Origin of the sequence: Saccharopolyspora sp. 7B, from assembly GCF_020177435.1 — a bacterium.
Taxonomy (GTDB): Bacteria; Actinomycetota; Actinomycetes; order Mycobacteriales; family Pseudonocardiaceae; genus Saccharopolyspora_C; species Saccharopolyspora_C gregorii.
On record NZ_JAIUKC010000130.1, the window covers coordinates 17,248 to 29,824 of the forward strand.

Annotated in this window: 10 protein-coding genes; 2 read left to right on the top strand and 8 right to left on the bottom strand. The window is 70.3% G+C overall.

The features are described from left to right. The first annotated feature begins 2 nt into the window (after positions 1-2). Positions 3-365 (top strand): GntR family transcriptional regulator, encoded by a 363-nt coding sequence (locus LCD33_RS20185; protein ID WP_224966904.1) that lies wholly within the window; start codon positions 3-5, stop codon positions 363-365. Between the two features lie 33 nt (positions 366-398). On the opposite strand, the gene LCD33_RS20190 is transcribed toward LCD33_RS20185, so the two are convergent. The 5 genes from LCD33_RS20190 to LCD33_RS20210 form a co-directional block, all read right to left on the bottom strand. Next, positions 399-1,247 (bottom strand): aminoglycoside phosphotransferase, encoded by an 849-nt coding sequence (locus LCD33_RS20190; protein ID WP_224966905.1) that lies wholly within the window; start codon positions 1,245-1,247, stop codon positions 399-401. Positions 1,248-1,383: 136 nt separating this feature from the next. Beyond that, positions 1,384-2,607, bottom strand: coding sequence for an MFS transporter (locus LCD33_RS20195; protein ID WP_224966906.1), 1,224 nt, complete (start codon positions 2,605-2,607; stop codon positions 1,384-1,386). 75 nt (positions 2,608-2,682) lie between these two features. Next, positions 2,683-3,930: an ATP-grasp domain-containing protein gene (locus tag LCD33_RS20200; protein WP_224966907.1), complete on the bottom strand. Its 1,248-nt coding sequence runs from the start codon at positions 3,928-3,930 to the stop codon at positions 2,683-2,685. Between the two features lie 218 nt (positions 3,931-4,148). Then, a complete protein-coding gene (locus tag LCD33_RS20205) occupies positions 4,149-4,973 on the bottom strand; it encodes a class I SAM-dependent methyltransferase (protein WP_224966908.1) in 825 nt (274 codons plus the stop codon). Positions 4,974-5,006: 33 nt separating this feature from the next. Beyond that, positions 5,007-6,056 (bottom strand): sulfotransferase, encoded by a 1,050-nt coding sequence (locus LCD33_RS20210; RefSeq protein ID WP_224966909.1) that lies wholly within the window; start codon positions 6,054-6,056, stop codon positions 5,007-5,009. Positions 6,057-6,755: 699 nt separating this feature from the next. Here LCD33_RS20210 and LCD33_RS20215 point away from each other — a divergent pair. Continuing rightward, positions 6,756-8,201, top strand: coding sequence for an amino acid permease (locus LCD33_RS20215; protein WP_224958969.1), 1,446 nt, complete (start codon positions 6,756-6,758; stop codon positions 8,199-8,201). 38 nt (positions 8,202-8,239) lie between these two features. On the opposite strand, the gene LCD33_RS20220 is transcribed toward LCD33_RS20215, so the two are convergent. From LCD33_RS20220 to LCD33_RS20230, 3 genes are all read right to left on the bottom strand, one after another. Further along, a complete protein-coding gene (locus tag LCD33_RS20220) occupies positions 8,240-10,426 on the bottom strand; it encodes a bifunctional diguanylate cyclase/phosphodiesterase (RefSeq protein ID WP_224958970.1) in 2,187 nt (728 codons plus the stop codon). Positions 10,427-10,686: 260 nt separating this feature from the next. After that, on the bottom strand, positions 10,687-11,571 hold the full coding sequence (locus LCD33_RS20225) for an oxidoreductase (protein WP_224958971.1): 885 nt from the start codon (positions 11,569-11,571) through the stop codon (positions 10,687-10,689). A gap of 71 nt (positions 11,572-11,642) precedes the next feature. Next, the gene (locus tag LCD33_RS20230) at positions 11,643-12,350 is read right to left on the bottom strand and encodes a M50 family metallopeptidase (RefSeq protein ID WP_224958972.1); all 708 of its coding nucleotides are present in this window, start codon (positions 12,348-12,350) and stop codon (positions 11,643-11,645) included. Positions 12,351-12,577 lie beyond the last annotated feature (227 nt).

Here is a 12,577-nt window from a genome sequence, read left to right on the forward strand (position 1 = left end):
GCATGGATCTCAAGGTGGACCCCGGTTCCGGGGTGAGCCCGTTCGAGCAGGTGCGGTCCGGGATCGCCGAGCGGATCAACTCCGGGCAGCTGCCGGTGGGCGCGAAGCTGCCGACGGTGCGGGCGCTCGCGGCGGACCTGGGCATCGCGGCGAACACCGCGGCGAAGGCGTACCGCGAGCTGGAGCAGGCCGGGCTGATCGAGACCCGCGGCCGGGCGGGCACCTTCGTCGCCGCGTCCGGGGACCAGAGCAGCCGCCGCGCCGCCGAAGCCGCCGCCGCCTACGCGCGCACGACCTGCGACCTCGGCATCCCGCCGCAGGAAGCGCTCGCGATCGTCCGCGCCGCTCTCGGCCTCCCCGGCTGACCGGCGCCCGGCGGGCCCGGGAACCGCACCACGTCAGCCGTCGAGCCCGGCGAGCAGTTCGCGCAGCGGTGCGGCGAGGTCGGGGTGGTCGCCCATGTCGACGCGGTGCAGGGCACGGGCGGCGACGTAGCGCAGCGCGGTGGGCCCGTCCGGACCGTCGAGGACATCGGCGAACGTCTCCCGCACCTTCGCGGCGACCGGCGGCACGAGCAGGCTGCAGCAGTACAGCGAAGCCGCGTCGGTGCCCGCCGGTCCGCGCCCCCACAGCTCCCAGTCCAGCAGGCCGAACCGCGGCCGGACCAGGTTCGCCCAGTGCAGGTCGCCGTGCACGGTGTCCCAGTGCTGGACGTCCAGCTCGTGACCGAGCTTCTCCCGCACGGCCCGCTGGATGTCGGGTTCGTCGTTGCGCAGCCGCAGCGTCGGTACCACCCGGATCGTCTCCAGCGCGGTGCGCAGCTCCGACCACCACTGCTCGGGCAGGTCGACCTCGGCGCGCAGCACGTCGGTATCCGAGCAGCGCTGCCCCGGCACGAAGGTCATCAGCTCGGCGCGCTGCCGCCGCGTCTCCGCCAGTTCCCACTCCACCAGGCCGAGCACCCGCGGTTTGCGCACACCGGTGATCGCGTTGGCGTCGGCGTTGCCGGTCCACCAGTCCCCGTCGGCCCACCGGATCTCCTCGGAGACCACCCGCAGCCAGCGCGGGCCTTCGGCGCCGAGCACGGCCGCGCCGATGGACCGCTGCCGCCACCCGAGCACCGGCTCGCCGACCACGCGCACCGCGAAGTGCTCCGCGGCCCGGTCCAGGTTCTGCCGCATCCACGCGGCGAACATCTCGTCGGCTTCGTCGTTGGCTTCGTCGTTCGGAATCTCGTTCGGTGCCACCACCCGATCATGTGCCATCGGGTGGTGGCCCGCTCATCTCGGTCCCGTTCGCACCGTCCCCCGGGGCGGCCCGCGCCGGATCCACCCGGACCAGCCGAGGCCGGACGCGCACACCGAAGCACGGGTCCACAGTGAACTACTCGGTGGTGGGGCGCTGCGAAGCACTCCCCGTTCCCCGTCCGCCTCGGCTGATGACCCCGAAGACCAGGACCGATACGAGCAGCACCACCCCGACCAGCGACCAGATCCCGCCGGGCAGCCCGGAACCGGTCACGATCCCGTAGGCCACCGGAGCCAGCAAGAGGCCGCCGTTGACGCCGCCCGAGAACGCGCCCATGTTGCGCACCAGCAACCGCGGCGACGAGATCTCCTGCACGTACCCCAGGAACGCCGGCCCGATGACCATCTCCCCGATCGTCCACACGATCGTCGAGAGCACCAGCAGCCACAAACTGGGGTGCAGTCCGATCATCCCGAACCCGGCCGCGGCGAACAGCAGGCCCACCACGATCGCCCGGGTGTTGCTCCACTGGGCGGTCGCGATGTTCAGCGGCAACTCGATGACGACGACCATCGCGGCATTGAGGAACAGGATCACCCCGGCCACCAGCGGCGAGAGTCCCAACCGGCTGACGATGTAGAGGCTCAGCACGGTCGAAGGCAACGCGAACGCGAGCTGGGCCGGAAAAGCGGTGAGCATGAACGTCCAGAACCGCGCTTCGTCGCGGACCGAGCCGTGCCAGGCGTTGCCGCCGGTGCGCTCGCGTTCGCCCGGCACCTCGTACCCGACGGCCCACTTCCGGACCAACACCGCCGCGATCAGCCCGAACGCGGCATTGACCAGGAACAGCAGCGAGAACTGCCCCCAGGCGTAGAGCACCGACCCGATCGCCGGGCCCAGCCCCATCCCGACGTTGATGCACAGCCGCAGCGCCGCGAACGCGACCTTGCGGTGCTCGGCATCCACGGAACGGGTGATCAGGGTGTAGCAGGCGGGATTGACCATCTCGTAGCAGAAGCCCCACACCACGGTCGCGCAGACCAGCGCGATCGGCTGCGCGGCCACGGCCGCCACCAGCAAGGCCACCGCCTGCACGCCGAGGGCCAGCGGGATGGCGCGGCCGGGAGAAAGCCGGGACAGGGTCGCCGGCATCGAGACGTCGGCCAGCAGTCCGCCCAGGCCGAAGCATCCGACGATCAACGTCACCAGCCCGGCGGAGACGTGCGCCCCTTCGGTCAGGTACAGCCCGAAGAACGGCAGCAGCACGCAGCCGGTGCGGAACACCAGGACCGCCAGCAGCAACGACCTGAGCGGCGCGAGCTGCGTCAACGACTCGGATCGGAACGCACTGCGGAGCACTCGACCACCTCGGAAGTCTGGTACCGGTTTCGTCGCCGATCCGCTCGACGAGCGGAACGGATGCGGCAACGGGTTTCACCACCGATTCGACCGCGCCCGTCCCGTGGTGCGCACGCGGACCAGCTCGGCGACCTTCGCCATCCGCTGCTCGCATTCGGACACCGAACCAGCCACCACCACCGCGAAACCGATGCGGGCGAAGTACCTCCTGCCCGGTTCGGGACGGATCAGCGTACCGGGCTCCACCAGCCAGGTCACCCGGTGCAACCACGGCAGCTCACCCTCTGCGGCATCCAGCTCCAGTGCGTCCACGACGCCGGATTCGTCGGTGTAGAAGAACCGGATTCCCGCTACCCGCGAGCGGACGACCCGCAACGTCGGCGGCACTCCCGCGGCCACGTCGGCCGCGGCAGCAGCCATGTCCACCCCCGTCGCCAGCTCGGCCAGGTCGGGGATGAGGTCGCCGCCGGAACGGCCGTTGACCTCGACCAGCCGAGGCCCACGTGCGGTCAGCCGCAGCTCGGTGTGCGTCACGGTGTTGTCGACGCCCAACGCCGAGTGCGCCGCGCGGACCACATCTCGCACCTGCTGCGGATCGGCCACGAGATCGGCCGGGTCGGCCACGACGTGCCCGAGTTCCTCGAAGTGCGGCGGATAGCCCAGCACCTTCCGGGCGAAGACCGGGCTCTCCACCACTCCGCCGTGGACCGCGCTGTCGACGCTGATCTCCGGGCCGTCCAGGTATTCCTCGACGAGCACGCCGCTGTGGTGCTCCCACGGCTCCGGCAGGCCGCTCGCGAAGGCCCGGTCGAACGCGGGTTCCAGCTCGGCGGGGCAGTCCACTTTCGACACCCCGAAGCTGGCCGACAGCGAACGGGGCTTGACCACGACCGGGTAGCCGATCCGGGCAGCCGCCTCGGCCGCCTCGGCCGCCGAGGTGACCAGCTCCGCCGCAGCGGAGGGGACGCCGTCCGCGTCCAGCGCCAACCGGGTGGCCCACTTGTCACGGCAGCGCGCCGCACCCTGCGGTGGACATCGCGGCACCCCCAGTTCCGCGGCGATCACCGCCGCCAGCTCGACGCAGGGCTCGTGGTAGGTCAGCACCCCGGCGACTGCGTAGCGCTGCGCGGCGCGCCGCGCGGTGGCCACGATCTCCGCGGTGTCCGCGGGATCGATCCGAAGTTCGGCGGTGATGTACTCGCGCTCCCAGGTCACCGGATCAGGAGTGAGCAGGACGATCGGATACCGCTCGGCGATCTTGCCGAGCATGTACTCCCGGTACTCGCTCTGACCGCCGCTCAACACCAGCAGGACCGGATCCAAGAGAACCTCCCAGTTCGTCTCACCGGGCGGGTGACCCGGAGATCTTCCACCGCGGGCACCGGCAGGCCGCATTGTCCGCCTCCTGGCGGCCTCCCGCGCCGCCGACGCGCGGGAGCTCACGCTCACGCGGCCGGCCCGCGCCGTGCTCAACGGTCCTCGCCCGTGATCGGTGCTCCGGGGGCCACGATCAACGAGGAAGTACCGTCGTGCCGCTCCGGTCAAGCACGCACGCCGGAGAACACGTCGTAGTGTTCGCCGGGGATGACCTCCCGATTCACCTCGGACAGCCCGGCCTTCTCCAGCACCGCGACCAGCTGCTCGTGCGGCAGGTAGTGCGAACGCCGCTCGAACTCGTAGACGTTCCCGTCCACCCGCAGCTCGCTGTTCCACACCCGCATTCCGGTTTCCGGGTGCGGAGTCACCGTCTCGGACAGCTCCACGACGTGTCCGCCGACCACCATGCGCGGGCGCCGAGTCACCTGCGGCTCGGTGCGTTCCAGATCCTCCGCGCGAGTGATGTCGATGTAGAGACGGCCGCCGCCGGGGCGCACGCAGCCGACGAACTGCCGCAGCGAATCGACGAGCGCTTCCGAGTCAGGCGAAGCGTCATCGTCCCAAGTACCGCCGTAGAGGTAAGATCCCCCGCCGCGGCACAGCACGACGTCGAACGAATCCTCGTACCGCTGCACCAAGCCGTCCCAGGTCAGCAGTTCGGGGGTGAGCTCGACTCCGGCGAGGCGGGCGTTGCGCTCGAAGTGGCGCAGCATCGCGGCGCTACCGTCGGAGCAGGTGACGTCGTAACCGCGTTGAGCGAGTTCGATCCCGGGGAATCCGGATCCGCAAGCGCAGTCGAGGACGCGCTTGCCCTCCGGAGGGCCGATCCACTTCGCGATGCTCTCGACCGCCAGGTCCCGCTCGAATTCGAAGTGCACGCAGAACTCCCAGAGGGCGCCGATATCCGGCTCACCCTCCTCGATACACTTGATCAGCCGCGGCTCGTTGATCTCCAGCGTTTCGCCATCGGAATCACCCTGCGGATTCATGCTGCCACCTTCTTCGTCTGTTCGGAGTTCTGATCACACGTAGCCGTACGAGCTGAGCACGTCGCCGAGCACCGACTCGGCGATTTCGCGATGCCGCGCGGTGAAGACCTCGCGCCAAGCGCCGATCTGGCCTTTGAAGAACGAGAAGGAGTCCTCCCGGAAAATCTTCTCGGCGACCTCGGCAGAGCTCGACCGGGATCCGACGAAGTCGAGTACCCGCCGGATGGCGGCGTCCTGGCGCTGTTCGGTTCCGAGCCCACGTGGCCCGACCAGCTCCTCGAAGGACACCGCGCACACTTGCGGATGGTGCAGCAGCCACAGCGCACGCCGATGGTCTCCCATGCACGGGAACGCTGGATCGCTCAGCGCGTACTCGAGCTTCTCGTCCATCGTGGGGAACGAGTTCAGGATGGCGCTGAAAACCTTGAACTCGCTGAAGTTCCCGAATCCCGCGGCCGTCTTGCCCGACAGGAAGTTCACCATCGAAAGGATCACGTCCCGCGGGTCGCGGTACATGAAGATGATGCGCGGCTCGCCGGTATCGGCCCACTCCTGGATGAAGTTGCCGTCGATCTTCTTGATGTCCAGCTCGGGGAGGATCCAGCAGACGTTCTCCGGGGTGTCCGAGAACCGCGAGCCGATGCTGCGGGAACGCGCTTGAGCCACCAGCTCGGAGTTGACCAGGGTGGCTCCGTACCGATTCTCCAGCGGCAACCCCAGCCGGGCCTGCCACGCCCAGCCGAGCGCCTCCCACGCTTGCCCGGTGACCTGGTCGAACACGTCCGGATCGGCGTTCTCCAGCTCAGCGGCCCGCTCCGCGCCGTGGACGAGCCGGGCCGCGCGCAGGCGCGCTGGCCGGGAGAGTTCCGGCCGGATGTCATCGGTGATCCGGGACTGGCCGTACATCCCGTACCCGAGCGCGACCATCAACTCCTGAATCAGGTGAGTACCGGACTTCATCAGCGAAACGATGAGGACGCGCTCAGCGGGCCCGCTCGACGAGAAGGGTTCAGTCGACATTCTTGACACACGCTCCGGATCTCGTTCTTCTACAGCGAGCCACGCCGCAGGACCGACCGACACGACAATGCGCAAAGTTCAGCACGCAGAAGTTCCACACCTCCCCCACCCGATAACGGAGAGCACCGAAATTCCAGGAACCGACGTCAAGAACGAGAACCGATCGGCGAAGCAAAACAGAAGATGATCCGCGCTATCGAGCGGACCTTCGAACCACCGGACCCTCGGAGTTCGCCACTTAATTCGTTGATAACTTCTACACGACCCGACGAGCCGCGGTCAAGCGATCATCACCACGGCGCCGAGGCGCATCCCCAAAACCACCGATCGGAGCATTTCCCACCACTTCAGCCCACCCGGAACGGCCACGAGCGAACACCCTCAATTCCGACATAAACGACCGGGAAAAACGTGATCGGCGAGAGGGCTACCTCCTCGGCGGGGAAAGCACCTAGAGTATCGACTTCTACAACGAGGGGGCTAGTTGTACGGGCAATAATACGGGACGAATGGACTCGTCCCCGGCGCGCCGCAGTCAGGCGCTCGTCCAGCACCACACCGCCGGTTCACGCCGGCCGGAGATGTCGTGCGGCACCGCCTGCACCGAGATCTCCTCGACCACTCGCGAGGTCTGCCGAGGCGCCGTTCACCGCTGCGAACCAGCCGGATGGACGCCCGCGGCCGACCCATCACCGAGCCACCGTCCCGACGACCCACGGCCGGCCCGCACGGCCGTGGACGAACGCATGGGGGAGGTCTTCGTTGCCCGGCAAGAGCATTGAGCAGACCATCGCCGACGCGCAGGCTCCGCACACGTGGATGCCGCGCACCCTCGGCCCGCTCCCGCTCACCATGATGGGCATCGGGGTGACCGTGGGAAGCGGCTTGTTCGTGCTCACCGGGACAGCGGCGGCCGATTACGCCGGACCCGCGATCACGGTCTCGTTCGTGATCGGTGCCGCGGTGGCGTTGCTGGTCGCGGTCTCCTACGCCGAGTTCGCGGGCAGCGTCCCGGTGGCCGGCAGCGCCTACACCTACGCGGCCGCGGCGCTCGGCGAGTTCTGCGCATGGGTGATCGGCTGGGACCTGATGCTGGAGATGACCGTCGGCGCAGCCGCCGTCTCGGTCGGGTGGTCCGGCTACCTGGAAGACCTGCTCGGCGTGCTGGGCATCCGGTTTCCCGCCACCCTGAGCGGCCCGGACGCGGTGCTCAACGTGCCCGCGATGTCGCTGGTCCTCGCACTCACCGTGGTGCTCGTCCTCGGCATCCGGCTCACCGCTCGGGTCACGACGGTGATGACCGCCGTCAAGGTGCTGGCCGCGATCGCGTTCGTACTCGTGGGTGCACGCCACGTCGATCCCGCCAACTGGTCGCCGTTCGTGCCCGCTCCCCGGGCCTCGCCGACGGGTGGCGCGTGGGAGACCCCGTTGATCAGCATTTTCGATGCGCAAGCGACCCGGTACGGCCCGGTGGGAGTGCTCACCGGCGGTGCCATCGTCTTCGGCGCCTACACCGGGTTCGACATCATCGCCTCCTCGGCGGAAGAGACCCGGCAGCCGCAGCGGACGGTGCCGCTGGCCATCGCCGGAACCCTGCTGGTGTGCTCGACGCTCTACGTCTCGGTGTCACTCGTGCTCACCGGCATGGTCCGCTACGACCGGATCGACCCCGCGGCGCCGGTCACCGGCGCGTTGCGGATGGTCGGTGCGACGTGGACGGCCCTGGGCGTCGCGACGGGAGCAGTGGTGGGGCTCGCTGCGGTCGTGCTCGTCATGATGATGGGGCAGGCACGGGTGTTCCTCGCGATGAGCCGGGACGGCCTGCTGCCGCGCTGGTTCGCGGCGGTGCATCCGAAGCGGCGCACACCGCAGCGGATCACCGTCGTCCTCGGCGCGGGGGTGGCCCTGGTAGCCGGGACCACACCGATCACCGAGCTCGCCGAACTGTCGAACATCGGCACGCTGGCGGCTTTTGCGATCGTGTCCGGCGGAGTGCTGCGGCTCCGCGTCACCCGGCCGGACCTCACGCGCGCGTTCCGGGTGCCCCTCGTGCCGTGGCTCCCCGTCCTGGCCATCCTCGCGTGCGTGGTATTGGCGCTGCACTACCCGCTGGTGACCTGGGCCCGTTTCTTGATGTGGATGGTGCTGGGCCTGCTGATCCGCTTCTCGGTCGCGCGCCACCGCCCCACCACCGGACCGGGCAGCTGATCCGCCCGCCCCGCGCCTGGTCGGCCACGAGGCCCACGTCAGACGACGTCGCCCTCCGACTCGTGGTCGTGCTCGTGCGGCGGTTGCGCGGCACCGAACTTCCGCAGCAACGCCTGCGCGTCCCACGCGGTGACCGGCTCGCCGTAGCGGGGGCCGACCGCGAAGTCGCAGCCCGCGTCCACCCAGTGCCGTTCCTGCTGCTCGTCGGCGACCTCGCCGGTGCAGATCTTGACACCGCTGTCGTGCATCAGCGGGGCCAGCTGCCGCACCGCGCGCACCGCCGGGTCGTCCGGGTCCACGCACCCGTGCACCAGGTCGACCAGCTCTTCCGCCAGCCGCACCCCGTCCACCGGGATCCGCCGCAGCGCCCGCAGTTCCGGTGCCGAACCGGCGAAGCTGTGCAGCAGCACGCGCGCCCCCAGCCCCCGCAGCAGCCGCAGGTTCTCCAGCAGTTCCTCGGAAGCCTCCATCACCACCCGGGTCGGCACGGCCAGGTGCATCCAGCTCGGGTCCAGATCGCCGTCTTCGAGCACCGACCGCACCAGCGCCACCAGGTCCGGGTCCCGCACCTGGTTCTCGCTCAGCTCCACCAGGAAGCAGGTCCGGTAACCGGAGCGGTGCCACAGCCCGACCTGGCCCCACGCTTCGCGCAGCAGCCAGTCCCGCAACGACAGCGTCACCCCGGAGCGCTCCGCGAGCTGGAGGCATTCCCGGTGGCCCAGCGCCCCGTGGTCCGGCGGGTCCCACCGCAGCTGCGCCTCCACCGAGATCAGCGCGCCCGTGTCCAGGGCCATCACCGGCCGGTAGCAGACCTGGAACTCGCCGAGCTCCAGCGCGCCCGGCATGATCGCCGCCAGCTGCGCCTCGGTGCGCTCGTCCGGTGCGATGTCCGGGTCGAACAGCGCCCACTGCCGGGCGCCGGCGATCTCCGCGCGGCGCAGCGCCACGTCCGCAGCCCACATCATGTTCGCCGGATCCGCTTCGGCGACGCGGCGGCGCACCACGCCGATGCTGGCGGAGGTGGCGATGCCGTGCCTGCCGATGTAGATCGGTTCGGACAGCTCCTCGTTGATCAGCGCCGCGAACTCGGGGATCGCCGGGGTGTGCGGCGATTCGCTGATGAGGATGGCGAATTCGGTGCCGCCGAAGCGGGCGACCAGCGCTTCCTCGTTCTCCACCAGCTGCTCCAACCGGTGCGCGACGGCGCGGATCACCTTGTCGCCGGTCTCGTAGCCGAGTCCGTCGTTGATCAGCTCGAACCCGTCGAGACCCAGGTGGTAGAGGGTGAGCATCCCGTCCGGCGGGAAGTTGCCCTGCGCGGCTTCGAGCCTGGTGCGGAAGTACTGCCGGTTCGCGAGCCCGGTCATCGCGTCGTGCAGCGCCTGGTACTGGATGCGTTCCTGCAGCAGGTACAGGTCGCTGATGTCCTCGACCATCGTGACGATGTGCCGCGGTTCGCCTTCGGCGCCGCGCAGCAGCGACACGGCCAGGTAGGTCCAGGCCTGCTCGCCGTCGGCGCGCAGCAGCCTGCGGCGTTCCCGCAGCCGCTGCCCCGGGCCGCCTTCGGCGAGTTCGGCGTAGGCCGCGTTGAGGTAGGCGGCCTCCTCCGGGTGGAAAAGATCGTGGATGCTCATCTCCAGCAGGTCCGCTTCGCGGTGCCGGAGGATGTCGGCGAGCGCCGGGTTGACCTCGGTGAACCGGCCCTTGAGGTCGCAGATCGCGACGCCGATGGGCGTGCTGGTGAACACCTCGCGGAACCGGGCGTCGCTGGCGCGGCGTTCCCGGTCGGCGCGCAGCAGCAGCTGCGCGGTGGTGCGCTGCTGGACCTCGGCGCGTTCCCGGTCCGCCGCGGAATAGCCGGCGGCGATCGAGGTGAGCAGTTCCAGCAGGTGCCCGACGGCGCCGACCCCGGATTCGCCGACGACGGTGTCGCGGATCAGCTCCAGCGTGCACTGGAGGCTGCCGGGGCCGGTGGCGCGCAGCTCCACGAGCCGTTCCCCGACGATCCGGCCGGATTCGGCGGCTCGCGACGGGTCCTGCAACGCTTCGGCCAGTTCGTCGGCGAGCTCGGCCAGCGCGTGCTTGAGTTCCACGTCGGACACCTCGACGAGGTCCGGGGAGCACGCGGCGAGCCGTTCGGCCCACCGCAGGACCAGCGTCGCGCGCCAGCCACCGCGTTCCGGCTGCGCCCCGGCCCCAGCATCCGGGTCGAGGGGGTCACCCATGCTCAGTTCACCTGTCCGTCGACCGCACCGGCGGACCACGCGCCGGGCAGGGCGAGACGCCCGGTCGCCAGGAAGCGGGCGTCCCGCGCGGAGGCCTTCCGGCCCCCAGGCTCGTCGCACCACGCCGGTCCCCGAACGTCTCCCCGTGTTCGCCAGACTACTGGGTGATGTCCAGTACGCGGAGCACCGTCCACGGGCCTCCTCCGTCCACCGCCGTTGCCACGAAAGTGATCATCATCCCCCGGACGGCGGCGCGATGATCACCGGGCCTGCTCGGCGGCGGTGCCCTCGGCCACGAGCGCGTCGAGCTCGGCCACGTCCTCGTCCGACAAGTCCACCCGATCGGCCGAAACGTTGACCTCCAGGTGCTCGATCGAGGAGGTCCCGGGGATCGCCAGCACGTTCGGGGACCGGCGCAGCAACCAGGCCAGCGACACCTGCGCGGGCCGGGCTCCGCGCCGCTGCGCGATCGACCGCACCACCTGGTCGTCGCGCACCCCGCTGTCGGCGACGAACCCGGAGCCGAGCGGGAAGAACGGCACGAACGCCACGCCGAGCCGCGCGGTGCGCTCCAGCAGATCGGCGCTGCCGCGGTCCAGCAGGTTGTAGGCGTTCTGCACCGCGGCGATCGAGGTCAGCCGCTGGGCCTGCTCGAACTGCTCGGCGGTCACGTGGGACAGCCCGATGCCGCGCACGAGGCCCTGGTCGCGGAGTTCCACGAGGGCGCCGAGCTGGTCGGCGAGCTCGATCCCCGGCCGGTCGGCGACGTGGCGCAGGTAGACGAGGTCGAGGACGTCCCGCCCCAGCCGGCGCAGGTTGTCGTGCACCTGGGACTTCAACGCGTCCGGGTGCGACAGCGGCAGCCAGGCTCCTTCGCGGTCCCGGTAGGCCCCGATCTTGGTGGCCAGCAGCAGGTCGTCCGGGTACGGCCGCAGCGCTTTCGCGATCAGCTCGTTGACCGTCCACGGGCCGTAGAAGTCGGCGGTGTCGATGTGGTCCACCCCGAGCTCCACCGCGCGGCGCAGCACCGCTTCCGCGCGGGCCGGGTCGGTGGGCGGGCCGAGCACGCCCGGCCCGGCGAGCTGCATCGCGCCGTACCCGATGCGGTGGACCGGGCGGACGTCGGGGATCTCGAAGGTCGTCACCCGGCGATGCTGCGCCACGGAACCGGTCCGGCACAAGGCCACTGTGGACGGCGCGACCCCGTTCGGGCCCGTCAGAGCTGCGGGATGAGCAGCAGCCAGCGGCCACCGAGCACGAGCGCCGCACCGCCGAGCAGGAACCAGACGCCCAGCCAGAGCCCGGCGGGGGTCCGGGTGAGCCGGGCGAGCTGGTCGGCGTCCGAGCTGGGCGCCCGCCCCCTGGTGCGCTTGCCGCGCAGCTCCGCGATGGGCCGCAGCCCGCCGAACAGCAGGAACCAGCTGAACAGCACGCAGCACGCGGCCTGCCACTGCGGGGTGGCGAACCAGGACACCGCGAACAGCGCGCCGCCGGTGACGACGATGGACAGCACCCCGTAGGCGTTGCGGATGGCCAGCAGCATCAGCGCCAGCAGCGCCACGGCCGCCCACAGCGCGACCCGCTCCTGGTCGAACGACACCAGCGCGGCCCCGCCGAGCCCGAGCAGGGACACCGCCGGGTAGCCCGCGAACAGGGTGAACACCATGCCGGGCCCGGTGGGACGCCCGGTGGAGAGGGTGAGCCCGGAGGTGTCGGAGTGCAGCCGGATGCCGTTGAGCTTGCGGCCGCTGAGCAGCGCGACCACGGCGTGCCCGCCTTCGTGCGCGATGGTCACCACGTTGCGCAGCAGCCGCCAGCTGCCGCGGTTGAGCACGAGGCCGAGGGCGACCAGGCCCAGCAGCAGGGTCAGCGCCGACCCGGAGTCGAGCAGCTCGTCGCTCCACGACCTGACTAATTCGTCCACAGCAGACACACCTGGCTCGTCGGGTTCGTTCGGGCGACGCCGATCGTACGCAGCGCCCGCGCACCGCCCCCCGAACCCGCCACCTCCCGCTCAGCGGTTCTCCCCGTCAGCGGCGAAGCCGATGAGCCAACGACCACGCACGCAACCGGACCACCAGCGGGTTCTCAGCGGTTCCCTCGCGAGGACAGCTTTTTCCCTCGTGGCGGAGCCACTCGGGAAAAAGATCC